This window comes from Nonomuraea sp. NPDC051941 (assembly GCF_044593615.1).
Map to the genome: position 1 here is coordinate 15827 of NZ_JBIUCF010000064.1, position 24611 is coordinate 40437.

Below are 24611 nucleotides of genomic sequence, written 5' to 3' on the forward strand. Positions count from 1 at the left end.
TTAGAGAGGTTCCATGAGCCCGTATGCCACCGCCGCGCCCGCGCCACCCGTGCTGCGCATCCGCGGTCTACGCTGCGAGTACCCGGGAGAGGCCGGGCCGGTCCATGCCCTGCGCGGCGTAGATCTCGATGTCGCCCGGTCCTCATTCATCGCGATCATGGGACCGTCGGGTTCCGGCAAGACCACCCTCCTGCACTGCGCCGCCGGGCTGCAGCAGCCGACGTCAGGCTCCATCGAGCTCGACGGGCAGGACCTTCGCTCGCTCGATCAGACCCAGCTCACGCAGTTGCGCCGGCGCCGCGTCGGATTCGTCTTCCAGTCGTTCAACCTTCTGCCGGCGCTCTCGGCCGTCGACAACGTCGAGCTCCCCCTGCGCCTGGACTCGCGGGAGACGACGCCGGCGCGCACGACCGACCTGCTCGCCCGCGTGGGGCTCGCCAACCGGGGCAGCCACCGCCCTCACCAGCTGTCCGGCGGTCAGAAACAACGCGTCGCGGTCGCGCGAGCGTTGATCACCGACCCGGACATCGTCTTCGCCGACGAGCCCACGGGCGCCCTCGACATCCGCAGCGCCAGGGACGTCCTGCGGTTGATGCGCGAGCTCGCGGACCGCGGCCAGACGATCATCATGGTCACGCATGATCCGGTCGCCGCCTCCTATTCCGACGCCGTCCTCTTCCTCGCCGACGGCCGGATGGTCGATCACCTCCCGCGGCCCACCGCACAGCAGGTCGCCGGCAGAATGGCCGTCCTGGTCGAATCGGCCGAGCAGGCCGCCAACGACGCGGCGGCGAGCCGATGATCAGAATCGCCATGCGCTCCTTCGCGCATCACCGTGCCGCCGCGATCGCCACCGGCCTGGTCGCGCTCGTCGGCACGATCCTGGTCACGGGCATGATGAGCCTGCTCGGCACCGGGCTGGCCCGGAGCACGGCCGCCGGCGACCGCGCGTTCCTGGTGCAGTTCCCACTCATCATGGGCGGGTGGGCGGTCGCAATCGTCCTGTTCGCCATGGTCTCGACGATCAGCGTCGCGCTCGGCGGCCGGGCCGGGGAGATCGCGGGCATCCGGCTCATCGGCGCCAGTCCTCGGCAGGTGCAGCAGTTGCTCGCCATCGAGACGGCGGCCGTCTCGGCCGTCACGGCGCTCCCGGGCCTGGCCGGCGGCTACCTCGTCGGCTGGATCGTCATGCGGAGCATTCATGCCGCCGGGCTCACCGACGCGGCCTCGGTCTTCGCGCCCGGCGTGCTCCTCCCGGTCCTCGGCATGCTCGTCGTGCTGGCCGCGAGCGTGCTCGCCGCGTGGATGGGCAGCCGCACCCTCGCTCACCGCAGCCCGGTGGCCGACGCGTCCCCGCCCCCGCGCCGTCGTACCGTACGGCGTCCGGAACGGCGGCGCCGTGTCGCCGCGACGATCATCATCGCCGCCGGCCTGGCCTCATCGACCGCGGTGCTCGCCATGGACCCGGCCGACGTGCTCACCACCGCGATGACCGGCCCCGGCTGCGTGCTCGTCGCCGCCGGCCTGTGCATTCTCGCCCCGGAGCTCATCGTCATGGCGAACGCCACGCTCAGCGCCTTCAACCGGGCACAGACCACCACCCCGTCCCGCCTGGCCGCGATCAACCTCGCCGTGGCCCCGGACCGGGTACGGCCGACCGTGACGTTCCTGACCCTCTTCGTCGGCGTCGCCGCGGGCACGCTCAGCATGCAGGGCATCGAGAACGGCTCCGGCACGGCGAACGGCACCGCTCAGGTCCTCGCCTCGATCAACTACTTCGTCGTCGCCCTGATCGCGGCGTTCATGGCCATCGCCCTCACCAACAACCTCGTCGCCTCCATCACCCGGCGCCGCTCCGAATTCGCGGCCATGTCCCTGATCGGCGCGACCGGCTCCCAAACACAGCGCATGCTGGTACGCGAGATCGGCACGGCCACCGCCATCAGCACCGTCGCCGGAAGCGTGGGTGCGTTCGTCACGGTCCTGCCCTTCGCCGTCGTCAAAACAGGCAACCCCCTGCAGGCCGCGGCACCCCTCCCCTACGCCGTCACGATCGTGGTCGGGATCGGCGTCACCCTGGGCGTCACGTCCGTCGTCGGAAGGCGCGTCATCCGCGCGGCGTGAGACCGTAACGGGCCGGGGAACGCTCGGTCAGCTCCTTCGCCCTGCGGTGATCGTACGGTGCGCAGAGCCGTTCGGCCGTCCTCATGGCCTGTTCCGCCGCTTTCCTCGCGGCCTTCCGCCGTCCTCCGTGGGCCAGGACGAGGGCGCGGGCCCAGCCGATGCGGGCCGCGGCGCCAGGGTGGCGGGACTGGAACCCGGCCAGGTGCCGGTCGAGCCGACGCGCCGTGGCGGCGTCCGGGGGCAGGGACACGAGCAGTTCGGCCAGGCCGGACCAGCATTCCAGCAGGCCGCGCCGGCCCGCCGGCAGGCGGGCGGCCAGCTCCAGCACCGTGGTCAGCGCCTGCCCCGGGCCGATCCGCCCGAGGCGGGCCGTGGCCGTGAGCAGGCGCATCTCCTGGATGACCGGCATGACCGTGCCGTCACGCAGGCCGAGTCGCTGCTCGTGGGAGCGACGGCGGTCGGTCGACGCGCGGGCCGCCGCCAGCACCTGCCCGATCCGCTCCGCGCTCGTCCCGTCGAGGCGCAGCAGCGCCTCGGCCTGGCCGATCAGGCACCAGTGGCGGCCGATGTCGTCGCCGCCCACCCGCCTGGCCGCCTGCTCCGCCGTGGCGGCGAACAGCTCCGCCGCCTGCTCGAAGTCGCCGCGCCACAGGGCCGTCTCGGCGAGCATCCCGGCGCAGTTCTCCGCCACCCGGGGGTCGACCGTCCTGGCCCGGCACTCGGTGAACGACGCGCGCGCCGCCTCGAAGTCCCCGGCCGCGAGCAGATCCAGGCCCCTGGCCAGGCGGGCGCGGCTCGCGGGCTCGGTCGGGTGGTCGATGTCGCTCAGCGATCGATCGGCGAGGGCGCCGTAGCGGGTGGCCAGGCGATGTCGTCCGGCGACGCGGGCGATGGTGGCGAAGTTCGCGTACGCTTCCGCGCGCAGGGCCGCGTCCGGTGTCCGGTCGGCGGCGTTGAGCTGGCGTAATGAAGCGGCCAGCATGGTGAGCAGGTCCTGCTGGTGGTAGGCCAGCCGCGCCAGGAACGTCAGCGCCTGCGCCGCCTCGGCCTGTGCCGAGGCCCCTGAGCGACGGATCGGCAGGCCGCGGTGGAGGACCTGGCGGGCGGCGGCCGCCAGGACGGCGGCGGCGAGGCCGGGGCGGGACGTCGGGAGCGGCTCGCCTATCGTGTCGAGCGCCGCCCTGGCCAGGCGGGTGGACTCGCGCTCCCTGGCCAGCTGGTGCTCGCTGACGCCCGCCATCCGCAACCAACGCGCCCGAAGGTACGGGGCCTCGCGCGTACGGGCGAGGTGCCGCAGGACGACGGCGCCGGACTCCTCGTACAGACGCAGGCGCAGGCACAACACCCAGTAGCGGTCGAGGAAGCCGGGCCGGCCGGACACCGCCCAGGCCAGCCGGATGTTGTCCAGCTCCACGCCCAGCACGCGGGTGACCTCGGCGTCGGAGGCGTCCTGGAGGGCTGCGGCGTGCCGGTCGAGCAGGCGGGTGAAGTGGGCGGCGTGCCGTTCCCGCACCGCGCGGCGCTCCCGGGGATTCAGATGTCCGGCGGCGAACTGCCGGATGACGGGGTGCAGGACGTAGCGGCCGGACGGGGTGAGCTGGATCATGCTGTGATCCACCAGGTGGACCAGCACGCGCGGCGTGGTCCCGGCCACCTCCAGCGCGGCCCGCAGCGTGCAGCCGCCGCTGAACACCGACAACGCCGCCAGCGCCGCTCGCCCGGCCGGGTCGAGCAGCCGCCAGGAGGTTTCGAAGACCGTACGCATGCAGGCGTGCCGCGACCGGGCGGCCGGCCCGTCGGCCGACAGCAGGCCGGCGTCCACGCCGAGGCGCTGGGCCAGCTCCGCGAGCGGCACCGCGCGCAGCAGGCCGGCCGCCAGTTCGATGGCCAGGGGCAGGCCGCCGATGGCTGCGCAGATCGCGGCGACCGGGACGGCGTGCGGGCCGGGGTCGAAGGCCGGTTGCGCCCGTACGGCCCTGGACGCGAACAACGCCTCAGCCTCCGGGCCCGGCAGGCCCGCCACCTCGAACGTGACCTGTCCGGGCACGTCCAGGCGGCGTCTGCTGGTCGCGAGGATCCGCACCCCCGGAGCGGTGCGCATGATGCGGGCGATGACCGGGTCGATGGCCGGCAGGTGTTCGAGGTTGTCCAGTACGAGGAGCTGATCGCTGCCGGACAGGGCGGCCAGCAGCAGGTCAAGGGCGGGGCGCTGCGGAGAGAGGTCCACGCCGAGACGCCGGGCGAGCGTCGTGACGGCCGCCTCCGGGCCTACCCCGGCGAAGGACACGAACGCGCACGACGACGTGGCGGCGGCGATGGCCAGGCGGGTCTTGCCGACGCCGCCGGGGCCGAGCAGGGTCACGAGACGTTCGCGGGCCAGCAGCGCGCGCAGTTCGCGGATCTCCGTCTCCCGGCCGAACAGGTCGGTGCGGGGCACGGGCGGCGCGGCGCGGACCTGCCGGTCGACGGGCGCCGCCTGCAGGGCTCGTACGGAGGTGACGAGCCGGCGGCGGACGGCCGCCGTCTCCGGCGCGGGCTCCACCCCCAGCTCGTCGGCCAGGCGCCGCCGCAGGTCGTCGTAGCAGGCCAGCGCCGCGCCCCGGTTCCCGCCCCGGGCCAGCGCCGTGATCAGCAGCCGGTGCGCCTCCTCGTCGTACGGATCCAGCCCGGCCACCAGACGCGCCAGCCGTACGAACTGGTCGGGCGGCGCGGAGCCGGCCTGCAGCAGGAGTTCGCGCAGCAGGAGCCGGGTCCGCCCGCGCTCGGACTCCAGCCAGCCGCCGAAGGCCGGGGCGTCGCAGAACCACACGCCGTCCATGAAGTCGCCGCGCCACAAGCGCAGCGCCTCGGCCACGGTCGGCGTCTGGGCCAGGCGCCCGTGGTCGACGAAGCAGCCGTCGCCGGCGCGGAAGCGTACGTGGTCGCGGGTGATGTCCAGCCACCCGCCCACCTCCTTGCGCAGCTCCGACAGCGCCAGTCGCAGGCTGCCCCGGGCGTTGGCGTCGGGCCGCTCACCCCACAACAACGCGGCCAGCTCCGAGCGCGGTCGCGGCCCCGGCGTGGCGGCGAGGTAGCAGAGCAGGGCGCGCGTCTTGGCGGCGCGGATGTCCACCGGCCGCCCCGCGACGGCCAGCTCCGGCGGACCGAGCAGCAGCAGGGTCAGCGACTCTCCCATAGAAGCAGCACAGTAGGCGCGCCCTGGCCGCGCGGCTGTGCCAAAAGGCGCATATGGAACGTGCTCTGCATCACTGACCTGGGCTCTCACGATCCGCTCACGCTGCCGGCCCCACTCTGATGACGCGTTTCGCGACAGCAGCGGAGCACACCTCACACCGTAGGAGAAACAGGATGCGCACTCAGAAACTGATCCCCGCGCTCGCCCTGACGGCGACCCTGGCCGTGCCGGCGGCGCTGGCCGTCGCACCGCCCGCCGGCGCGACGGCCAGGGCCGCGACCTGCCGGGTGGAACTGGACTACATCGACTCGAACAACGTGGACGAGTCCGACAACGTGGACGAGATCCGGATCAACCTGGGCGGGATCATGTATCCCGCCGGCAACAACTGGGTCAACATGTGGGCCGGCTCCCGTGCCTACACCGCTTCCTTCGGGAGCCCGAGCGCCACGATCAGCTCCTCCGGCTCGGCGCTCTACAGCCTGCGCGAGGTCACCCCGCCGTGGGTCTCCGGCGGCACCACCCTCGGCACGATCACCGCGCAGGGCTCGGTCTGCGCCACGCTCTCCACGGGGCAGTCGGTCGGCCTGGTGAAGACCATCACCGGCACCGACGACACCTACTACTCCTACTACATCAGGCTCGTGATGACCGGCCTCTAGCCACCCACCGGTGACGGGCCAGGCGTGAACGTGAATGGTCGTACCGGCAGATACACAGTGATCCACTGTCGACGATCAGGAGCTTCACCGTGCGTAAAGGAGCCAGAGCGGCCGGGGTGTTACTGCTGACCGCGGCCGCGCTCGCCGCCTTACCCACCGCCAACGAGCAGGCGGGGCAGCAGAGCGCGGCCGGGGCGGAGGCCCGGAGCGTCACCTTGATCACGGGCGACCGGGTGACCGTCGTGGGCCCGGACACCGCGCTTGTCGAGCGGGGCGAGGGCCGCGATGAGGTCATGTTCCACACCCGCCGGGACGCGGGCCGTGGTGACGTTCGCCCCTGCGCTGGACGCGGAGAACGCCGCGCCCGCGGCCGGCTCTTCACCGTGCCGTTCTCCGTGCGCCCGCAGCCGGGCGGCTCGGCGGGACGCCCGCGGGAGACGACCGTCGAGGTGTCCTACGATGACGGCGCCACCTGGGCTAAGGCGGAGGTGAAAGGCTCACGGGTGGTGCTGCGGCATCCCGTGGGCGACGGGTTCGTGTCGCTGCGGGCCAGGTCCGGCGACACGGCGGGGAATGCGGTGGAGCAGACGGTGATCAGGGCTTACCGGATCGTCGCGACGGGCTGAGCCCGTTGGGACCACGTTCAGAGATCGCCACCCCGACGCCATCGAGGTGGCGAGAAACCTGGGCCGTACCGGCATAGATCGACACGCCGCTCGCGTCCTTGCCCGTGAACGTCGCGAGGAGGACGGGTGGATCCAGGATTTGAGGCGGACTTCCGAAAGTTCGTCGTCGACCGATCAGGGGCGTTGTTCCGCACCGCTTACCTGCTGACCGGTGACCGGCACGCCGCCGAGGATCTGGTGCAGTCGGCCCTGGTCAAGACGGCCGCGAAATGGCGCAGTCTGCGCGATCCGGCCGCCATCGAGGGATACGTCCGCCGTGCCATGTACCACGAACAGGTGAGCTGGTGGCGGCGGCGGTCACGCGTCGCGGAGGTGTCCACCGGACGGCCGCCCGAGCGGATCGACGCCGGGCACGCCGACGTCGCGGACCTTCGCCTGGTGATGCGCGCGGCCCTGGCCCGGCTCACCGCCCGGCAGCGGACCATGCTCGTGCTCCGCTACTTCGAGGACCTCTCCGAGACCGAGATCGCGCGCCTGCTCGGCGTCCGCGTGGGGTCGGTACGCAGCCAGATCTACCGCTCGCTGGAACGCCTGAAGCAGACGGCACCTGAGCTGACCACCGTGAGGGAGTTCGGATGAACATCGAGAACCTGCTGCGCGAAACCCTCTCCGACATGGCCGACGAAGAGCGGCCGCCCGCGCCGGACCGGTTCCTGCGGCCCCGCGAGCGCCGCCCCCGTCGCCGCGGCCTCGCATTGGCGGCGGCGACGGCCGTCGCCGCGCTGGCGGCGGGATCCACTCTCGTGGTCCAGCAGCTGTCGGCGCGGGCCCCCGGTGACGACGTGCCGCGCCCGGCCGTCTCGATCCAGGCGGGGGTCACCGTCAACGTGGCGGCGGGGATGCGGCTCTCGCAGCTGTTCAAGCAGCTGTCGCAGCTCACCGGCAGGCCGGTGGCGGAGTTCGAGCGGGCCGCCAAGGACGGTACGGCGCTCGGCCTGCCGTCCTATGCCGGACGGACGCTCGAAGGGTTCGCCTTCCCCGGCACCTACGAGTTCTCCCCTGCCGCGGCCCCGGCCGAGATCCTGCGGCCGATGGTGACCCGGTTCGAGGAGGCCGCGGAGGCCGCCGACCTGGTCGACGGCGCCAGGCGGGCCGGCAGGACGCCGCTGGAGATCGTGACCATCGCCGGCATCGTCCAGGCCGAGGCGGGCAGGGACGAGGACATGCCCAAGATCGCCCGGGTCATCCACAACCGGCTGGACCGGAAAATGCTCCTGCAGGTCGACAGCACGGTCCTGTACGGCCTGAACAAGTACGGCCCCGAGGCGACGCTCAAGGATGTCCGGAGCTCATCGCCGTACAACACCTACCGGCGTCCGGGCCTGCCGCCCGGCCCCATCGGCAACCCCGGGGCCGAGGCCATCAGGGCCGCGCTGCACCCGGCCCGCGGCTCCTGGCTCTATTTCGTGGCGATCGACCCGAAGAGTCGCATCCTGAAGTTCGCCACCACCGAATCGGAGTACGCCGCACTGGTCGAAGAGCGCCGCAAAAATCTCAAGGGCAGCTGACCGGCCCGCCGGTCGTCGCGGGGTCGAAAAGGTCGGGATTGAAGGTTTCCCGGATGAAGAGCGCCGGCTGAGCGCTGTCGGGGTCGATGATGAGGTACCACCTGGAGACGGCGGCGCGTCCGGGGCCCCACGAGTCCAGTCCGAGTCCCAGCGGATGGCGCTCATGCGGCTCGGGCAGGTGCCGTCCCAGCGGAGCGGCGCACGAGCTCAGCAGGTGCTCGGCCCAGGGCAGCCGGCCGAGCGGGGCCAGGACGAGGTTGCGGGAGACCTGGTGGCGCGCGACGGCGAGCGTGGTGCGGCGGACCAGGACGGGAGCCGCGGCGGGCAGGCCGAGCGGCGCGGCGGCCTCGGGGCAGGTCCGGTCCACGGCCGCGCGGGACACCTCCACGGTGTGGACGTCCACGCGCTCGTCCAGGAGGCGTTCGAGCTGGCAGGTGGTGCTGCCGGTGTGGGAGAGGAGGGCCTGGGTCAGGGGATCGGTGAAGATCTCGACGCTGACGGACTGCGGCGTGATCGTTCGGGGCATCATGGGAACCTCGCAGGGACGAACGTTCAGTAGAGGCTGCCGGGGATCCCGGCGTCGCGCGGTCCGAAAGGTTTGCTGTCGAGCCAGGTCCCGGCGCGGGGCAGCACCCGGGCGGCGAGGGCGGCGGCCCGCTGCGCGGCCTGGCGGTGCGGGCCGGCGGCGGTCAGGTGGGCCAGCGCCTTGCCCGCGGCCGCGCGGTTGCGCTGGGCGGCGGCCCGCCTCACCCGGTCGTACTCGGCGAGTGCGCCGAGGGCGGCCTCAGGGCCGATGCCGGCTTCGACGATCGCGTCGACGGCGGCGGCCGCGTCGGCGACACCGGAGTTGAGCCCGCGCGCGCCGAACGGCGCGTACAGGTGCGCGGCCTCCCCGGCCAGCAGGACCCGGCCCTTGGTGAAGGTCTCCGCGACCGCCTGGCGGAACAGGTAGTGGGAGGACCAGGTGACCTCGCAGGCGTGGCCGGACGGCAGCAGGGGCCGGAGCCAGGCGCAGGGGTCGGCGGCGAGCGCCGCGGCATCGTCACGGGCGCGGCACTGCAGGTCCACGCGGTGGCCGCCGGTGAAGGGGATGATGAGCACGTTACGGCCCGCGGCCCGCGGATGGCGGTAGTGGAAGATCCGCTCGGCGGGCAGCGGCCGGTCGGGATCGTCGGCGACGTCCGCGACGACGAACGCGTTGCCGCCGGCGTCGCCGTCCATCAGGATGCCCAGCCGGCGCCGCACGATCGATCCGGCCCCGTCCGCCGCGACGACGAACGCGGAGTGCCACTGCCTGCCGTCGGCCGCGCGGACCAGGACGGAGGTGTCCAGGAGGGTCACGTCTTCGGCCGGCGCGCCCCAGGAGAAGCTGACGCCGGCCCGCACGGCCGCCTCGCGGAGCAGCTCTTCCACTCTGGGCTGCGGGAGGCTGACGAACGGCGCGAGCCTGGGATGCACCGGTTCGTAGCGGCGGTGATGGACCCTTCGCCCGGCCCAGTACGTCCGGCGTCCCGGCCACACCAGGCCCTCCCTCACCAAGTGGTCGGCGAGGACGGGCGAGGCCGTCGCGAGGGTCTGGATCGTCTGCCGGTGCAGGAAGATCGCCCGGCTGCCGGGCTTGGGCGCGGTTTCGGGCAGCCGTTCCAGCACGTGGGCGGGCAGTCCCCGGGCGCGCGCCAGCAGGGCGGCCGACAGCCCCACCGGGCCCGCGCCCACGATGAGCGGTCCGTCGATCACGACCTGGCCCCCTCGGGCGGACGTACCCTGCTCAGCGCGGCCCGCGCGCTTGAGGGCATGGCCACCGCGAAGCCTCCGTCGACGGGTATGTCGGCCCCGGTGACGAAGGAGGCCGCCGGCGAGGCCAGCCACGTCACCACGGTCGCGACCTCGTCCGGGCTCGCCCAGCGGCCCAGCGGCACCAGGTCCAGGGCCGACTCCGACAGCGCGGGGTCGGCGACGTAGGCGCGGTTGACCGCGGTGTCGATCCACGCCGGGCTGACCGCGTTCACCCGCACCCCCTGGGGCCCGAGCTCGCCCGCGAGGGCCTGGGTGAGATGCCGCAGGCCGGCCTTGGCCGCTCCGTAGGCGGCGATCTCGGGCCAGGGCCGGGCCACCGCGATCGACCCGATGTTGACGATGACCCCCTGGCCCCGTTCGGCCATCGCCGGCGCCAGCCGCCGGACGAAGCGGAAGGCGCTGGTGAGATTGAGGTTGTGCACCCGCTCCCAGCCGTCGTCGCGGACGTCCAGCACCGACGCCTGGAAGACGGGCCCGCCCGCGTTGTTCACCAGGATGTCCACTGTGCCGAGCCGTTCCTCGACGGCGGCGCACGAGGTCTCGATCTGGGCCGCGTCGGTGACGTCGCACTCGGCCACCACGGCCCGGCGGCCGTGTGACCGTACGGTCGCGGCGACCCCTTCAAGGTCCTGGCGAGAGCGCCCCAGCACGGCCACGTCCGCGCCCGCGGCGGCGAACATCCGGGCGACGGCCGCGCCGATGCCCCGCGAGGCCCCGGTGACGAGCGCGATGCGGCCGTGCAGCCGGAGCCGGTCATTCAGCGACATGCGGATGTCCTCCGGAGGTCGTCAAGGTCAGGGCACGCTTGTCGACCTTGCCGTTCGCGGTGAGCGGCAGGCCGGGGACGAGGACCACCCGGCGCGGCAGCTTGTGGGCGGCCAGCAGTGCCCGGCAGTGCCGGATGATCTCTTCGGAGGCGGGGGCGGCCCCGTGCTCCGCCACCACCCACGCGCACGGGATCTCGCCCAGGATCGGATCGGGCACCCCGGCAACCGCGACGTCACGAACCGCCGGATGCCCGCGGATGGCACGTTCCAGCTCGGCGGGGAACACCGAGTAGCCGCCGCACAGGACGACGTCCTTGATCCGGTCGACGATCCGGACGCGCCCGTCGGCGGCGATGACGCCGACGTCGCCGGTCCGCAGCCACCCGTCCACGCCGATCGCCGCGGCGGTCTGCCGGGGCGCGTTCCAGTAGCCGGGGGTGACGATCGGGCCGTGCACCTGGAGTTCGCCCTGCACGCCGGGCGGCGCCACGTGCCCGCCCGCCTCCACCCGCAGCCGGACGCCGGGCAGCGCCGTTCCGGCCGTGCCGTGGCGGCCGGCCAGCTCCGGCGCGGCCAGCGTGGCCATGCCGCCCAGCTCCGTCATCCCCCATCCCTCCACGTACGGGGCGCCGGTGCGGTCCTCCCAGGCCATGGCCAGCTCCTCCCCCGCGCATTGGCCGGCCGAAAGGCCGCACCGCAGCGAGCGGGGCATCCGTCCCGCCGGCTCGGACAGCAGCCGCCGGTACATCGTCGGCACGCCCGCCACCACCGTCGCCGCGTGCCGGGCCGACCGCTCCAGCATCGTCTCCACGTCGAAGCGCTCCAGCAGGATCAGGCCCGCGCCGCTGCCCAGCGCCGCGTTCATGACGTTCGTCCCATAGGTGTGCGCCAGCGGCAGCGCCGTCACCACCCGATCCCGCGGCCCGAGGCGCAGGCGTGCCGCCAGGTTGTCGCCACCCGCGCGAACCGCCCGCCGCGTCTGGATCACCCCCTTGGGAGACCCCGTCGTCCCCGAGGTGTAGGCCAGGCATGCGGCACCGGCCGGCGCCGCATGCCTGGGCCCGCGCTCCGGTGCCATCCAGTCCCGGGGAATCGCGCCGTCCGGGCAGAGCAGCACCTGGTCCGCGTACGTATCCGCCAGCGCCTCGGCCCGGTCGGCGGACACGAACAGCGCGCGCATCCCGCAGTCGCGGATCACATGGGTGATCTCCGCGACGGCCGACGCCGCGTTGAGCGGCACGCAGCACGCCTGGAGCCGGGCCAGCGCCAGGTACGTCACCACCCACTCGCAGCCGTTGGGCAGGCACAGCCCGACGAGATCGCCTCGTCCGATCCCGCAGGCCGCGAGCCTGGCCGCCCGTCCGTCCGCCAGCGCGGTCAACTCGGCACGGCTCACCGTACGATCGCTGCACACCAGCATGAGAGCGCGGTCCTGTCTCTACCGGGATCGGCTCGTCAGATCAGGTCGTCGGCGCTGGTGTAGAACTTCCGCAGGAACTCGGCGAAACTGCCCGTACTCACCTGGCCGGTCCCGCCGCCGTCCAGGTCGTCGAAGAGCTTCGTCGAGTACGTCAGCGGGAAACCCCCGGCGCTGTGGAGGCCGAGGAAGTGGTCGCGCTCGATGAGGCCGTCGTCGTCCAGGTCGCAGACGGTGGACACCGCCGCCGCGTACGCCTCGCCGTGCTCGTCGAACCAGGAGTCGGCGTGGGAGAACGCGCGATATTCCTCGAAGGTCACCTGCCCGTCCTGGTTGCGGTCGGCGGCTTCGGCCAGCCCTTCCCAGAAGAGCCGGCACCCTTCAGAAAGCGCCTCGGCCTTGGGGGAGCCGGCGGGCACGCCCAGCACACGGCAGACGCGCGAGGCGAAGAGCTCGAAGTCGGCGGAGGTCAGCGTGGTGCTGCCGTTGACGTCGAGGAGGTCGAAGCGCATCCGCAGGCGGTCCATGGCGGAAAGGGACATGGGGGTTCTCCCTTCGGTTCGTGATCCCGGTGATCACGTGATCGACTGGTCTGCCGGTCCTGCCCCGACGTGGCGCCGCGACAGGTGAGGGATGGGGACCGTCGACTGGGGGCCGACAACCCTGCAACTACCCTAAGCCACGATCAGGCAACCCTGTGTAGCAGATCGAGGTTGGCGGCGAAGTTGGCGACGGTGGCGATGAGTAAGGTGAGGACTCATGTCGAGGTATGCGCTTGTCGCCGCGGTCGTGGCCGCGGACACGGCGCTGTTGTGGCTGGACGGGACGCAGGGGCTGCCGCTGGCCGCGTACGCCGCGGCGTACGTGCTCACCATGGCGGCGGCGGACCGCCTGCCGTTCGCGTCCTTCCTCGCGGCGCTGGCGCTGGCGGTGCTCACGGGCGCGTCGCTGGCCCTGCTCGCCTGCACCGGTTTCCAGGCCGGGCAGCGCATCTCCACCCGCCGGGACGTCGTCGTGACGGCCGGCGCCTTCACCGCGTACGTGTGCGTTCTCCTGTTGGTCGAGGAGCGCTCCCCCGGCGACCAGGATCCGTGGATCACCCTGGCCCGCGTCGCCCTGCTGACCGCGCTGCCGCTGCTGGCCGGCCGGTACATGGCCCAGGAGCGCGAGCACCTGCGCCGGGAGAAGGCCCTCGTCGCCGAGCAGGAACGGCTCCGCGAACGGCTGCGCATCGCCCACGACATGCACGACTCGCTCGGTCACCTGCTCAGCCTGGTCTCCGTGCAGGCCGCCGCGCTGGAGGTGGGCCAGTTGCCCACGGAGCAGCGGCGGGCGGTGCGCGGCCTGGCCGACACCGCACGCGCCGCCGCGGCCGAGCTGCACGAGGTGGTCAACGCGCTGCGCGGCCATGACGTCCTCGGCCTGGAGGAGATCGAGGGCCTCGTTGCACGGTCCCGGGCGGCGGGCGCGTCGGTGGCGTTCGAGACGTCCGGCGAGGCCGTCCCGCTCATCGACCCGAGGGCCGCCCACGCCGCCTACCGGGTCGTCCAGGAAGGGCTGACCAACGCGGTCAAGCACGCGTCCGGCATGCCGATCACCGTGTCGCTCGACTGGCAGCCCGACGCCCTCCTGATCTCGGTGGCGAACCCGGCACCCCACCGTCGGCCCGCTGCCGGCGGCGGGAGCGGCCTGCGCGGGCTGACCGAACGCGTCACCGCGGCCGGGGGGCTGCTGCGCGTCCACGCCGGGCCGCGCGAGTTCCGGCTCGTGGCGATGCTCCCGCTGGTGCCGGCCCTCGCGGGGGCCGCCGCGTGATCAGGACGCTGATCGCCGACGACGAGCCCCTCATCACCGCCGGCATCCGTACCGTCCTGGAATCGGCCGGGGACATCGAGGTGGTGGCCGTCGCGGGAGACGGACGCGAGGCGGTGCGGGCCGCCCACCGGCACCGCGTCGACGTCGCGCTCCTGGACATCGCGATGCCGGTGCTGGACGGCCTGGCCGCGGCGGCCGAGCTGACGGGGCCACGCGTGGTGCTCCTCACCGCCTTCGGCGACGAGGCCAACGTACGGCGGGCGGTGCGGCAGGGAGTGGCCGGCTTCGTCCTGAAGACGTGCACCCCGGACGAGCTGATCCGGGCGGTCCGCGCCGCTCATGCCGGGCATGCGTACCTGTCGCCGGCCGTGGCGCGCCAGGTGCTCGACATGGCGGCGCCGGGCGCCGGCGAGCGCGAACGCGACGCCGCCGGCCGGCTGGCCGCGCTCACGGCGCGCGAGGCCGACGTCCTCGCCCTGGTGGCGCAGGGCCTGTCCAACGCCGAGGTCGCCCGGCACGTCCACATGACCGAGGCCAGCGTGAAGACCTACGTCAGCCGCATCCTCGCCAAACTGAACTGCGCCAACCGGGTGCAGGCGGCCCTGCTGCTACGCGATGCGCAGCTCCCTGGCTGAGGCTCGGGGCTCAGCGTAGGTTGGCGTCGAAGTTCGCCAGGTAGGCGTTGATGAAGTGGTCGCGGACGCCGTCGCCGCCGGGCGCCAGCAGGTCTGCGGTGCGGCCCTTCAGCCGGTCGGCCAGCTCCGCAGCCAGGGGCATCTTCTCCCGCAGCTTGCCCTTGGCGTCGAAGTGGCGTTCCTCGGCCACGTGCTGGAACAGCGGCGGTGGCGGGAGCTGGGCGACGACGTCGTTGTTGTTGACGAAGCGGAACATCCGGCCCCGGAACGCCTTGTCGTAGGCGGCGGCCAGCAGCGGGCAGCAGGTGCGGGGCTGGCCGAAGGTGTAGACGCCGTCGGCGAGCAGGCTCGGGTCCTCGAAGTAGGTGCGCGCCGCCGCCAGCATGGCCAGGGCGCCGCCCAGGCTGTGCCCGGTGAACCAGAGCGACTGCCCGTCGGCGCGCCAGTTCTCCAGCGTGTCCAGCATGCCGGAATGCACGACGTCCAGGGCGCGGTAGAAGCCGGAGTGGATCAGGCCGGTCCCGGCGGCGTACGGCGTCAGCAGCGTGCCGGCGTCCGACAGCCAGTCGCGCAGCTCCTCGGGCTGGGTGCCGCGGAACGCCACGACCATCATGCGGTCGTTGGCCGCGATGTAGGCCTGCGTGTCCACCAGCGGGAACGGCGGGGTGTGCGGCACACGGAAAGAGGTCACCCGGTCGAAACCCCAGTCGTTCGCCGTGGCCCTGACCCGTTCCTCGTCCTTGTAGGCCAGCTCGGCGGCGTAGGCCAGGCAGCGCGCCTGCGTCAGGCTGTAGCCGGTGGCCCTGTGATCGAAGCTGATCATGGTCATGTGTCCCCCTCGCCGCTGGTGGGGGGAGGTGTCAGCTCACATCTATCACGCGGTGTCGGACGGGTTTGCGGTGCCACGCCCGATCCGGCCCACCCGTCCTGTCCCCGGCCGGAACGGCATGGAACGCCCTAGTCAGCACAGGCGAGACGCCGCACGGATGCGGCGCCTCGGAACACGGGGGCGGAGGAAAAACAAGCCCATGGAAAATCTCTTCCGATTGATGCTCACCCGGCCGGCCGTGGCCCAGGACCCGGAGACTCCCAGCGTCCCGCTGGCCCAGGACACGCCGTTCCAGGAGGCGCTGCGCGAGGCCGTCGGGGCGGCCCAGCGGCGTACCGCCGTCGAAGCGGCCGCCACCGCGTACGTGGCGGGGCCGGAGTTCATCGGCGACCCGGCGGACACCCCGCTGGGCGCCGAGCTCGACCGGCTCGCCGGACGCCTCGACGAGATGGAGGACGTCGACGTGTCCGCCTCACCGGAGATGGTGCGGCAGGCCATCGACGACGTGTTCGGGATGAGTCCGAACCAGGTGACCGGCCTGGAGGACTTCCAGAACGCGGTCAGGAGGCTGAAGGACAGCCTCGTGGCGATCAAGGTGCTGCAGGAGGAGCACGCGCGGCCCATCGAGCAGCTCGCCCGCCAGCTTCGTACGGCCGAGGTCATCGTGCGCCACGCCGACGACGACAAGTTCCCCAAGGACCTGCAGGAGCTGCGGCGCTGGCGGCGGCGCTCGCTCCGCCTGCCGTTCGACCTCGGCCTGACCTCCAGGCTGTCGACCCGCGAGGCGGAGGAGTCGGTACGGGGCCGGCGCGAGGAGGCGGTGGCCGCGCGCCGCCAGGAGGTCGACGACCTGCTGGCCCGGCACGCGGACCTGCGGACGGCGCTGGGCGAGCTCGCCCAGCTGAACGCCGAGCACTTCCACGTCACGTCCCAGACGACCAGCGCCCTCGTGCAGCCGCCGGACCAGGTACGGCTGACGAACGTGGCCACCGCGCTGAGCGCCTTCCACGGCAACCTGCGCGAGCGGGTGGCCCCGACCCCGATCATCGGCGAGGCGGAGACGGGCACGGACACGCCGGAGACCTCCGACGTGGTCAGCGCGCCGGTGGCGCAGTCCCTGCTGCAGACGCCCGCTCCCGTGCTGCGCGGCCGCACGGAGTTCCGGCCGACCCCGACGCCCGAGGTCGGGTTCGTGCTCCTGCCGACGGCCGGCGGGCAGCTGTCCGAGGCCACCCGTACGGTGCTCACCGAACGCGGCCTCGACCTGACCGCGGTGCCGCTCGACCGGCTCAGCAACCGCCTCGAAGCCGACCTGGCGGCGACGGTCAACCAGCTGGAGGCGGTCGCCGGACACCCGGTGCGGCAGTCGTTCCTGCGCGTCGGCGAAGCGCTCGTGACCGTGCAGACCCCCGTCACGACCGGCTGGGGAACGCTCGGGACCGGCGGCACCGTCCCGCTGCCGCCGATCCCGCTGGACGGCCGCGTCCCCCACACCAAGGGCGAGGTCGCCCCGGCCGGCATCGCCGACCTGCTCGTGATCAAGCAGCAGCTGACGGGCTACGAGTCGGCCGACGTCGCGCACATCGAGAACGTGCTGCGCGGCGAGCGCAAGGTACGCGACCACAGCCGCCGCGACACCACCGAGCTGATCACGATCAACGAGCAGGAGACCAACACCAGCGAAGACCGGGACCTGCAGACCACCGACCGCTTCGAGATGACCAGGGAGACCGAGCAGACGGTCAAGGAGGACGTCGCGCTCAAGGCCGGGCTGAACATCTCCGGCAGGTACGGACCGGTCGTGGAGTTCTCCGCCAGCGCCGAGGGCTCCATCGCGCGCAGCAAGCAGGAGGCCACCCGGTCGGCCGCCACGTTCTCGCAGGACGTCACCGAACGGACCTCACGCAAGATCGCCGAAAGGGTGCTGACCCGTACCCAGCTGACCACCACGACCGAGACCATCGAGAAGAACACCCACGAACTGGACAACACCCGCAGCTCCCAGAACGTCTCGGGCGTCTACCAGTGGGTCAACAAGGTCTACCAGGCCCAGATGTTCAACTACGGGCTGCGGGCGATGTTCGACTTCATGGTGCCCGAGCCCGCCGCCTTCCTCATCGCGGCCATGCAGCAGACCAACGCCGCCGCCCGCAACCTGATCAAGCCGCCGGACTTCCCGCTCAACCCCGGCCAGATCACCGAGAGCAACTACCAGTACTGGGTCAAGCAGACCGGCGCGACCGACGTCGCGCCGCCGCCCGAGCTGTTCAAGACCAAGTCGCTGGACTTCAAGGCCGGCGGCGGCGACAGCGACACCAACTACAACCACTCGGGCCAGATCAGCGTCGACGAGGGCTACCGGGCCGTGTACGCCAGCGTGGGCGTCGTGCGCAACATCTGGGAGAGCGACAACTCCGTGGACGTCGTGGTCGGGCGGCGTACGCACCGGATGCCCGACGGAAACTGGCTGTGGACCACCGCGCTGGACGACGAACGCGACTCGGTCGCCGTGGGCATCGACACCTTCCACCTCTCGCAGGTCGCGGTGGCCGTCGAGGTCAAGTGCCAGCGCACCGACCGGGCCATGGACAAGTGGCGGCTGGAGACCCACGCCAAGCTGGAGACGGCGCACAAGGCGGCCGTGGCCGACTACGAGGAGAAACTGGCGGCGCTGCAGCTGCGGGCAGGCGTGGACATCCAGGGCCGCAACCCGGCCGCCAACCTCGCCCTCATGCAGACGGAGCTGAAGAACTGGAGAGCGAACTCGGCACCGACTGGGCCGAAACACTCAAACGAGCCAAGCAGACCGACAGCCGGCTGCGCCAGCTCAACGCCGCCGACATCGCACACTACGACCGGCTCGCCGGACGCGTCGAGGACTACCGGACCCTGGCCAAGCTCAACCGCGGCCGGGGCGACCTGTACGAGGTGGACCACATCCTCGAACAGCGCTTCTGGCGCAACGACCCGCGCGTGCAGACCGCGTTCAACGAAAAGGGCGAGGGCATGGCCATGGTCATCCCCAAGAACCCGGCGATCGCCGCCAAGATGCCCGGCAACGCCATCGCCTACGTCCACTCCCTCAAGACCCGCCTGCTCACCGAGCTGATCCCGAACGGACGGGAGGCGGAGTTCACCGTCCAGCAGATCTTCGACGCCCACATGTGGGTGCTGGAGTCGTTGCGGGTCGACCGCTCCGTGACGGTGGGCGATCGCCTCCTCGGCGACTTCCGCCTCCTGGCCAGGTCCCGGGGAGAACGGCTCGAACTGCGCATGCCCACCGCCGCGACCTTCACCCGGCAGGGCGGGTGGCCGGTGCTGGTAGGCGTTCAATAAGGGGATTGTTGAACAATGCTACGATCGACTCCACCTCGCCCCCGCGCCCCACCGGCGAAAGGACGACCTTGACCAGCTCCACCGACAACGCGGTGCGCACCTGCGCGATCCGGGCCCGACAGAGCTCCCCGGCTCTCGAACGCGCGACGGACGCCGCCATCGACACCGCGCTACGCGGCATGGCCGAGCGGCTGCGCACCGCACGAGGCACCCTCGTCTCCGCCAACGAGGAGGATCTCGCCGCAGCCGTCTCCGCCGGAATGTCACCCGCCCTCCAGGACCGCCTGCGCCTCACCGGCGCACGGCTGGACGGCATGGCGGCGGAACTCCGCACCCTGGCGGACGTGCCGCACGAGCCCCGCGACAAGGTCCTCGAGGAACGTCCGGATCACCTGACCCTGCTGGAACGCCGCCGACCCGTCGGCGTGATCGGCGCCAACTTCGAAGCGCGTCCCAACGTCACCCTCGACATCGCCTCCCAATTCCTCAAATCACGTAACGCGGGCGTCCTGCGCACCGGCTCGGCCGCGCTGCGCTCGTCCCGGGCCATCGTGGAGCACGTGATCGCACCGGCCCTCGCCGACGCCGGGCTCGACCCGGACGCCGTCCAGCTGGTGCCGAGCGAGGACCGCTCGGCGGCGTACGCGCTGGTGTCGCTGCCCGAGCTCATCCCGCTGGTCATTCTGCGCGGCAGCGGCGACAGCACCCGCGGCCTCGGCCGCGAGGCCGCCAGGCACGGCGTGCGCACCCTCGCGCACGCCGACGGCGGCGGCGTCCTCTACATCCACTCGGCCGCCGACGACGACACCGTCCACCGGCTCATCACCGGCAGCCTCGACCGGCTGGGCGTGTGCAACCGGCTCAACCTGCTGCTCATCGACCGGTCCTGCTACGACGAGCGGCTGCCCGGCGTCCTCGAGGTCCTGGACCGCCTGGGCATCGGCGCGTCCCTGCCCCCGCACGCCCACCCGCGCGGGTACGAGTGGTCGCTCGACCCGGAGCGCGCGGCCACCGTGACCGTCGACGCCGCCGACGGCCCGCTGCACGCGGCCCGGATCGCCAACGAGGAGACCTCCGGGCTGGCGGCCGCCGTCGCGACCGAGGATCCGGCGGCCGCCGCGGAGTTCATCGACGCCTACGCCGGCTCCGGGGTGTTCTGGAACTCCACCACCCGGCTCCTCGACGGCTTCAAGCTGCTGCGGCTGCCGGAGACCGGCATCAACATCGACCGGGTGCCCGGCCCGCGCGGCCCGGTGAGCTTCCGGGACCTGTACCTGCGGCAGTACGTGGTCGTGCCGAGCGGGCGGCTCACGTCCTGACTTCGGAGGTGTGCGCGAGGATGGCGTCCGCCAGCTCCTCGTGCACCTCCGGCGGCAGCGTATGCCCCATACCCTCCACCATCATCAACCGCGCCCCCGGGATCCCCTCAGCGATGATCGCGCCATGACCCGGCTTGGCCGGCTCATGAGTGCCCTCGATCACCAGCGTGGGCACCTTCACCCGATCCAGCACACCCACCGGCTCGAAGTCCGGCTGAGCCATCGCAGCCAGGCGGTGGTTCACCACCGCGTCCAGGTTCCGGGCCCGGTCGTAGATGCGCTCCTGCAGCCAGCGAGCAGCATCCTCGTCAAACGGCAACCCCGTACCATGCAGCACCCGCTGCTCAGCGATCATCGCCTCGATCCGCTCACGCCGATCGGCCGGCGGCGGCGAAGCCATCAACCCCTGATAGTGCGCCACGAACTCCGGCGCCGGCTCCGGCAAACTCCCCTCCGGCTGCGGCTGACCCATCAACGCCCGCATGATCACCATCCCCTCACCCCCGCCGAGCGGCGAGGAACCGATGACGGTGAGCGAACGCACCCGCTCCGGCCGCTCCACCGCGATCAACTGCCCCAGCAGCCCACCCGCCGAATGACACACCAGATGCGCACTCTCCAGACCATGCGCTTCCAACACCCGCAACACGTCGTCCCTGATGTCGCTCCAGGTATACGGCTCCCTCTCGAAGTCCACGGTCGCCGACCTGCCGGTGTCGCGGTGGTCATACCGGACCACCCGACGGCCACCGGCAGTCAGCCGACCCACGAACTCATCCGGCCACAGGACCCCCTGCGACATCGAACCCATCACCAGCACAATCGGCTCGTCAGCAGCCGCGCCGAACTCTTCACTCCAGATCTCCACGTTTTGCATGACTCAGAGCATGCCGCCTCCAGCTACGGGCGCCTTCTGTAGAACTACCAGCCGCGCCAGATCCGTACGGGTGCCGATGCCCAGCTTCGGATAGATCTTGTACAGGTGGTACTCGACCGTGCGCGGACTCAGGAACAGCTGCGCGGCGATCTCCTTGCTGGACAGGCCGTCGGCGACCAGGCCCGCGATGCGCAGCTCCTGCGGGGTCAGCACGTCCAGCGCCGGGCCGCGGGCGGGCTCGGCGCTCTCGCCCGCCGCCCGCAGCTCGCCGTGCGCGCGCCGCGCCCACGGCTCCGCGCCCGCCCGCCGGAACGTCTCCAGCGCCGCCCGCAGATGCGGCCGCGCCTCGCCGGGCCGGTGCGCGCGGCGCAGCCGCTCGCCCAGCAGCAGGGCGGTCCTGGCCGCCTCGTACGGGTTCGCGTGCAGCCGCAGCGCCTCCTCCAGCTCCTTTTCCGGCAGCTCCTTGTCCGGCAGCTCCTTTTCCGGGCCGGCGCCGACCAGGGCGCGGCACCGGGTCAGCAGGGCGCGCGACTCCGCGGTGGCCGCCTGTGCCGACCAGCGCTCGTACGCCTCCAGCGCCGCCCGCGCCGCCTCCAGGTCGCCCGCGCCCACGGCCGCCTCGATGCGATCCGGCGTCGAGCGCCACACCACCGTCGGATGCCCGGCCCCCGGCCCGGCGGCCGTGATCGCGGTGAACCGGTCGTGCGCCGCGGCGAAACGGCCCGTCCCCAGATCCAGCATGGCCAGCGCGTACGCGGCCACGCCCGCGCGCAGGCCCACCCGGTGCGGGATCGCGATGGCCAGCGCCTCCTGGGCGTGCCTACGGCACGTCTCCTCCTCGCCACGCAGCGCGGCCAGCACCGCGAGGTTGGCCAGGTGCGCGGCCACCGTGTTGGCGTAGCCAGCCTCGCGGGCCAGCTCCAGCCCTTCCTCGGAGATGGCCTGGCTCTCCGCCAGCCGCCCGGCGATCCGCTCGCCGGTGGCCACGAACTCCAGCACCACCGGCAGCTGCCCCACCATCCCCGACACCCTGGCCACCCGGCCCGCCCGGGCTACCAGATCGATCCCCAGATCGGCCTCACCCAGGTAACTGGCCGCCGCCGTCGCCCACAGGAACCCGGCCGCCTCCGTCAGCTCCCCGGTCCTGCCCAGCGCCCGCCTGAGCATCTCGTACCCGGTGCCGTCGGAGAGCATCAGGCCGATGCCGGCCAGCACGTCGCGCAGGAACCCCTCGGGGAAGGCCGCGGCCCGCCGGCCGATCTCGACGATGGCGGCGGTGTCGCCCACGTACGAGGCCGCCTCGGCGGCGTCGGCCAGCATGTCCAGGCTGTCGCCCGTGGCCAGGATCCGCACCGCCTCGGCGGCGCTTCCGGAGTTCAGCTCGAACCTGCCCCGCAGCTGGGCGATCTCCATCTCCAGCGCGCGGTCCCCGCCCGCGTGGTCGCGGGCCTCGGCCAGCAGGGACTCCGCCTGCCCCGGACGGCCTCCGAGCCAGGCGGCCATGGCGGCGTCCTTGAGTCTGACCGCCCGGGTGTGCGGCGCCGGGGTCAGCTCGGCGGCCCTGGCCAGGGCGGTGGCGGCGTCGCCGTACCCGCCGCGGTCGCGGGCCCGGGCGGCGGTCTCGGTGAGCGCGGCGGCGACGCTCTCGTCCTGGCCGAGCGCGGCCGCCGCCAGGTGCCAGGCGCGGCGGTTCCCTTGGGACAGCCCGGCCAGCGCCTCGTGCGCCGCCCGGCGGGACGCCGGCGCCGCGGCCTCGTGCACGGCCGAGCGGATGAGGGGGTGACGGAATCGTACGGACGCGCCCTCGACCCGCACCAGCCCGGCGACCTCCAGTTCATGCAACGCCGCCCGCCCCGCCTCCGCCGCCCCGGCAGCCCCCAGCCCGTGCGGCGCCGGCCTGCCCGCGCCGATCCGGCCGGCGGCGCGCAGCACCAGGTCGAGGTCGCTTTCCACGGCGGCGAGCAGGGCCACCAGCCGGGCGTCGTCCGGCAGCGCGGCCACCTGCTCACCGAACAGCTGCGTGCCGCCGGGCAGCGGATCGGGCAGCGGCTCACGGCCGGCGAGCTGTCCGGGGCCCAACCGCCGTACGATCTCGCGCAGGGCCAGCGGGTTGCCACCGGTGGCCGCCACGAGCTCCCGCTTGACGGCGGGCGGCATCGCGGCGTCGAGCAGTTCGGCCGCCGCCGGCTCCGGCAGGCCGCCGAGCCGCAGCGGCGGCACCCCCTTCACCGGCGCGTCCCCCCGCACGGCCAGCAGCATCGCGATCCGCTCCGTGCCGAGCCGTCTGGCGGCGAACAGCAGCGCGTCCGCCGAGGCCCGATCCACCCACTGGAAGTCGTCGACCACGCAGACCAGCCCGTCCGGCGCGGCGGCCTCGGCCAGCAGCGACAGCACCCCGGCCGCCAGCAGGAACCGGTCCCCCGACGCGCCCCCGCCCAGCCCGAGCGCCCCGCGCACGGCCTCGCGCTGCGGCTCCGGCAGCGTGTCCAGCAGCCCGGCGACCGGCCGCAGCAACTGGTGCAGCGCGGCGAAGGCCAGGTCGGACTCGGGCTCGACGCCGGTCGTCCTGAGCACCCGCATGGACCCGCCCCGGGAGGCCGCCAGGTCGAGCAGGGCCGTCTTGCCCACGCCTGCCTCGCCCCGCAGCACCAGGGCATCGCCCGCGCCCTCGCGGGCCCGGGAGATCACGTCATCGATGGCGGCGATCTCCGCCGATCTGCCGAACAGCACAAGCGCCCACTGTATGCCCAAATCCGGACACCCCCGGCGGGCCGGCGTTCGTACGGGAGCGCCGCGAAGGCGTGGCCGCCGCCCGCTTTCACGGAGTGAGGGATGCGGGCGTCGGCTGGTCGGAGGGTGAGGATGCCGTGCTCTCGGCAGGTTCGTCGCGCGCCGGCTCGGGCGGGGTGGCGGAGCACTGTCCCCGGCAGTAACCGTTGGTGACGATCAGCCGCCCCCGAGCGGGCGTGTAGGCGCTGTCCTGCGCCCCGACGATCACACCCTGACACGTGGAGCAGATGAGCGGCTGGTCGGCTGTCATGAAAGCCCTTCCGAAGGTCCTCGCGTGCACGGTGCGCCCGGGAGACGTCCCGGGCGCGGGACCTACCATGCCGGACGCCACCGACAATTCTCGCCGCCACATCCGGCCCGGAATGGGTGTGTACTTGAGACGCCCGGAAACCGACACCCCGACCGCCCTGGAGAAGTCGTCATGACCACGCCCGAGCCCATCACGACCTGGCGCGACGCTCGCTTCGACATGCCCGTCAGCCGGCAGCTGGAGCGCTACGACGCGTTGGCCGCCAAGGACGCGGCGGCTCGCGCCCGGGTCGAGCTGGTGACCCGGGGGATCTACGACCCCGCCCGGCACGGCGCCGACGACCGGCCCGCGCTCACCGTGGCCGAGCACCTCGAGCTGCTGGCGCTGGCGGAGTGCATCGCGCGCACCGTACGCCATCCCGCCCACGTCCATCACGCGCTGCAGGCGGGGGCCACCTGGGCCGACATCGCGCGGATCGTCGACTCCGACGAGCTGACCGTCCGGCGGGACTACCAGCAGTGGGCCGACGACCAGCACGACCTCCACCAGAGCTACCCCCACCTCGGCATGACCGCCGACGAGTACGCCGCCGCGACCGCCAGGGCTCGCCAGACGGAAGCCTGA

22 protein-coding genes are annotated in these 24611 nt (G+C 72.8%); 12 read left to right on the forward strand and 10 right to left on the reverse strand.

Annotated elements, in window-relative coordinates:
* The first annotated feature begins 13 nt into the window (after positions 1-13).
* Both ACIHFD_RS59265 and ACIHFD_RS59270 read left to right on the forward strand, forming a co-directional pair.
* Entirely contained in the window at positions 14-802 is a 789-nt protein-coding gene (locus ACIHFD_RS59265; protein WP_397374456.1) for an ABC transporter ATP-binding protein, read from the forward strand.
* A complete protein-coding gene (locus ACIHFD_RS59270; RefSeq protein WP_397374457.1) occupies positions 799-2124 on the forward strand; it encodes an FtsX-like permease family protein in 1326 nt (441 codons plus the stop codon). The genes ACIHFD_RS59265 and ACIHFD_RS59270 overlap by 4 nt, the downstream gene beginning before the upstream one ends.
* Here ACIHFD_RS59270 and ACIHFD_RS59275 read toward each other — a convergent pair.
* Entirely contained in the window at positions 2108-5299 is a 3192-nt protein-coding gene (locus ACIHFD_RS59275) for an ATP-binding protein (RefSeq protein ID WP_397374458.1), read from the reverse strand. The genes ACIHFD_RS59270 and ACIHFD_RS59275 overlap by 17 nt on opposite strands.
* A 173-nt stretch (positions 5300-5472) precedes the next feature.
* On the opposite strand from ACIHFD_RS59275, the gene ACIHFD_RS59280 reads away from it, so the two are divergent.
* The 4 genes from ACIHFD_RS59280 (at position 5473) to mltG (ending at position 8155) form a co-directional block, all read left to right on the forward strand.
* On the forward strand, positions 5473-5961 hold the full coding sequence (locus tag ACIHFD_RS59280) for a hypothetical protein (RefSeq protein WP_397374459.1): 489 nt from the start codon (positions 5473-5475) through the stop codon (positions 5959-5961).
* A gap of 116 nt (positions 5962-6077) precedes the next feature.
* Positions 6078-6587, forward strand: a complete 510-nt coding sequence (locus ACIHFD_RS59285) for a hypothetical protein (protein WP_397374460.1) — start codon at positions 6078-6080, stop codon at positions 6585-6587.
* A 126-nt stretch (positions 6588-6713) separates the two neighbouring features.
* Positions 6714-7226 (forward strand): SigE family RNA polymerase sigma factor, encoded by a 513-nt coding sequence (locus tag ACIHFD_RS59290; RefSeq protein WP_397374461.1) that lies wholly within the window; start codon positions 6714-6716, stop codon positions 7224-7226.
* Positions 7223-8155 (forward strand): endolytic transglycosylase MltG, encoded by a 933-nt coding sequence (gene mltG, locus ACIHFD_RS59295; protein ID WP_397374462.1) that lies wholly within the window; start codon positions 7223-7225, stop codon positions 8153-8155. Before ACIHFD_RS59290 ends, mltG begins: the two co-directional genes overlap by 4 nt.
* Here mltG and ACIHFD_RS59300 read toward each other — a convergent pair.
* From ACIHFD_RS59300 to ACIHFD_RS59320, 5 genes are read right to left on the reverse strand one after another with little or no spacing between them, the layout of a single operon-like run.
* Positions 8142-8684 carry a hypothetical protein gene (locus ACIHFD_RS59300; protein WP_397374464.1) on the reverse strand — a complete coding sequence of 181 codons (543 nt, stop codon included), beginning with the start codon at positions 8682-8684 and terminating at the stop codon, positions 8142-8144. The genes mltG and ACIHFD_RS59300 overlap by 14 nt on opposite strands.
* Positions 8685-8707: 23 nt before the next feature.
* Positions 8708-9892, reverse strand: a complete 1185-nt coding sequence (locus ACIHFD_RS59305; protein WP_397374465.1) for an FAD-dependent oxidoreductase — start codon at positions 9890-9892, stop codon at positions 8708-8710.
* A complete protein-coding gene (locus ACIHFD_RS59310) occupies positions 9889-10719 on the reverse strand; it encodes an SDR family NAD(P)-dependent oxidoreductase (protein ID WP_397374466.1) in 831 nt (276 codons plus the stop codon). Before ACIHFD_RS59310 ends, ACIHFD_RS59305 begins: the two co-directional genes overlap by 4 nt.
* The gene (locus ACIHFD_RS59315) at positions 10706-12139 is read right to left on the reverse strand and encodes a class I adenylate-forming enzyme family protein (RefSeq protein ID WP_397374467.1); all 1434 of its coding nucleotides are present in this window, start codon (positions 12137-12139) and stop codon (positions 10706-10708) included. The genes ACIHFD_RS59310 and ACIHFD_RS59315 overlap by 14 nt, the downstream gene beginning before the upstream one ends.
* 35 nt (positions 12140-12174) lie before the next feature.
* The gene (locus ACIHFD_RS59320) at positions 12175-12678 is read right to left on the reverse strand and encodes an EF-hand domain-containing protein (RefSeq protein ID WP_397374468.1); all 504 of its coding nucleotides are present in this window, start codon (positions 12676-12678) and stop codon (positions 12175-12177) included.
* Positions 12679-12895: 217 nt separating this feature from the next.
* Here ACIHFD_RS59320 and ACIHFD_RS59325 point away from each other — a divergent pair, with 217 nt between their 5' ends.
* Together ACIHFD_RS59325 and ACIHFD_RS59330 are read left to right on the forward strand one after the other, a co-directional pair.
* Positions 12896-13951, forward strand: coding sequence for a sensor histidine kinase (locus ACIHFD_RS59325; protein WP_397374469.1), 1056 nt, complete (start codon positions 12896-12898; stop codon positions 13949-13951).
* The gene (locus ACIHFD_RS59330; RefSeq protein ID WP_350741390.1) at positions 13948-14586 is read left to right on the forward strand and encodes a response regulator transcription factor; all 639 of its coding nucleotides are present in this window, start codon (positions 13948-13950) and stop codon (positions 14584-14586) included. The genes ACIHFD_RS59325 and ACIHFD_RS59330 overlap by 4 nt, the downstream gene beginning before the upstream one ends.
* Before the next feature lie 10 nt (positions 14587-14596).
* Here ACIHFD_RS59330 and ACIHFD_RS59335 read toward each other — a convergent pair whose 3' ends face one another.
* Complete coding sequence (locus ACIHFD_RS59335) at positions 14597-15415, reverse strand: lipase family protein (RefSeq protein ID WP_397374470.1); 819 nt, start codon at positions 15413-15415, stop codon at positions 14597-14599.
* 199 nt (positions 15416-15614) lie between these two features.
* On the opposite strand from ACIHFD_RS59335, the gene ACIHFD_RS59340 reads away from it, so the two are divergent.
* The 3 genes from ACIHFD_RS59340 to ACIHFD_RS59350 all read left to right on the forward strand — a co-directional run bounded on the left by ACIHFD_RS59340 (position 15615) and on the right by ACIHFD_RS59350 (position 20070).
* Positions 15615-18524, forward strand: coding sequence for a hypothetical protein (locus ACIHFD_RS59340; protein WP_397374471.1), 2910 nt, complete (start codon positions 15615-15617; stop codon positions 18522-18524).
* On the forward strand, positions 18422-18751 hold the full coding sequence (locus ACIHFD_RS59345) for a hypothetical protein (RefSeq protein WP_397374472.1): 330 nt from the start codon (positions 18422-18424) through the stop codon (positions 18749-18751). The genes ACIHFD_RS59340 and ACIHFD_RS59345 overlap by 103 nt, the downstream gene beginning before the upstream one ends.
* A 68-nt stretch (positions 18752-18819) precedes the next feature.
* Positions 18820-20070, forward strand: coding sequence for an aldehyde dehydrogenase family protein (locus ACIHFD_RS59350; RefSeq protein ID WP_397374473.1), 1251 nt, complete (start codon positions 18820-18822; stop codon positions 20068-20070).
* Here the strand turns inward: ACIHFD_RS59350 and ACIHFD_RS59355 are convergent.
* The 3 genes from ACIHFD_RS59355 to ACIHFD_RS59365 form a co-directional block, all read right to left on the reverse strand.
* Positions 20060-20947 carry an alpha/beta fold hydrolase gene (locus tag ACIHFD_RS59355; RefSeq protein WP_397374474.1) on the reverse strand — a complete coding sequence of 296 codons (888 nt, stop codon included), beginning with the start codon at positions 20945-20947 and terminating at the stop codon, positions 20060-20062. The two genes, ACIHFD_RS59350 and ACIHFD_RS59355, sit on opposite strands and share 11 nt — an antisense overlap.
* A gap of 3 nt (positions 20948-20950) precedes the next feature.
* On the reverse strand, positions 20951-23677 hold the full coding sequence (locus ACIHFD_RS59360) for an ATP-binding protein (RefSeq protein WP_397374475.1): 2727 nt from the start codon (positions 23675-23677) through the stop codon (positions 20951-20953).
* Positions 23678-23765: 88 nt separating this feature from the next.
* The gene (locus tag ACIHFD_RS59365; RefSeq protein WP_397374476.1) at positions 23766-23987 is read right to left on the reverse strand and encodes a hypothetical protein; all 222 of its coding nucleotides are present in this window, start codon (positions 23985-23987) and stop codon (positions 23766-23768) included.
* Positions 23988-24158: 171 nt separating this feature from the next.
* On the opposite strand from ACIHFD_RS59365, the gene ACIHFD_RS59370 reads away from it, so the two are divergent.
* On the forward strand, positions 24159-24611 hold the full coding sequence (locus ACIHFD_RS59370) for a hypothetical protein (protein ID WP_397374477.1): 453 nt from the start codon (positions 24159-24161) through the stop codon (positions 24609-24611).

Excerpts from the sequence above, each read along its gene's own strand:
- ACIHFD_RS59265 (WP_397374456.1), top strand. The coding sequence starts at position 14 with ATGAGCCCGTATGCCACCGCCGCGCCCGCGCCACCCGTGCTGCGCATC.
- ACIHFD_RS59270 (WP_397374457.1), top strand. The coding sequence starts at position 799 with ATGATCAGAATCGCCATGCGCTCCTTCGCGCATCACCGTGCCGCCGCG.
- ACIHFD_RS59275 (WP_397374458.1), bottom strand. The coding sequence starts at position 5,299 with ATGGGAGAGTCGCTGACCCTGCTGCTGCTCGGTCCGCCGGAGCTGGCC.
- ACIHFD_RS59280 (WP_397374459.1), top strand. The coding sequence starts at position 5,473 with ATGCGCACTCAGAAACTGATCCCCGCGCTCGCCCTGACGGCGACCCTG.
- mltG (WP_397374462.1), top strand. The coding sequence starts at position 7,223 with ATGAACATCGAGAACCTGCTGCGCGAAACCCTCTCCGACATGGCCGAC.
- ACIHFD_RS59300 (WP_397374464.1), bottom strand. The coding sequence starts at position 8,684 with ATGATGCCCCGAACGATCACGCCGCAGTCCGTCAGCGTCGAGATCTTC.
- ACIHFD_RS59310 (WP_397374466.1), bottom strand. The coding sequence starts at position 10,719 with ATGTCGCTGAATGACCGGCTCCGGCTGCACGGCCGCATCGCGCTCGTC.
- ACIHFD_RS59315 (WP_397374467.1), bottom strand. The coding sequence starts at position 12,139 with ATGCTGGTGTGCAGCGATCGTACGGTGAGCCGTGCCGAGTTGACCGCG.
- ACIHFD_RS59320 (WP_397374468.1), bottom strand. The coding sequence starts at position 12,678 with ATGTCCCTTTCCGCCATGGACCGCCTGCGGATGCGCTTCGACCTCCTC.
- ACIHFD_RS59325 (WP_397374469.1), top strand. The coding sequence starts at position 12,896 with ATGTCGAGGTATGCGCTTGTCGCCGCGGTCGTGGCCGCGGACACGGCG.
- ACIHFD_RS59335 (WP_397374470.1), bottom strand. The coding sequence starts at position 15,415 with ATGACCATGATCAGCTTCGATCACAGGGCCACCGGCTACAGCCTGACG.
- ACIHFD_RS59340 (WP_397374471.1), top strand. The coding sequence starts at position 15,615 with ATGGAAAATCTCTTCCGATTGATGCTCACCCGGCCGGCCGTGGCCCAG.
- ACIHFD_RS59345 (WP_397374472.1), top strand. The coding sequence starts at position 18,422 with ATGGCCATGGTCATCCCCAAGAACCCGGCGATCGCCGCCAAGATGCCC.
- ACIHFD_RS59355 (WP_397374474.1), bottom strand. The coding sequence starts at position 20,947 with ATGCAAAACGTGGAGATCTGGAGTGAAGAGTTCGGCGCGGCTGCTGAC.
- ACIHFD_RS59365 (WP_397374476.1), bottom strand. The coding sequence starts at position 23,987 with ATGACAGCCGACCAGCCGCTCATCTGCTCCACGTGTCAGGGTGTGATC.
- ACIHFD_RS59370 (WP_397374477.1), top strand. The coding sequence starts at position 24,159 with ATGACCACGCCCGAGCCCATCACGACCTGGCGCGACGCTCGCTTCGAC.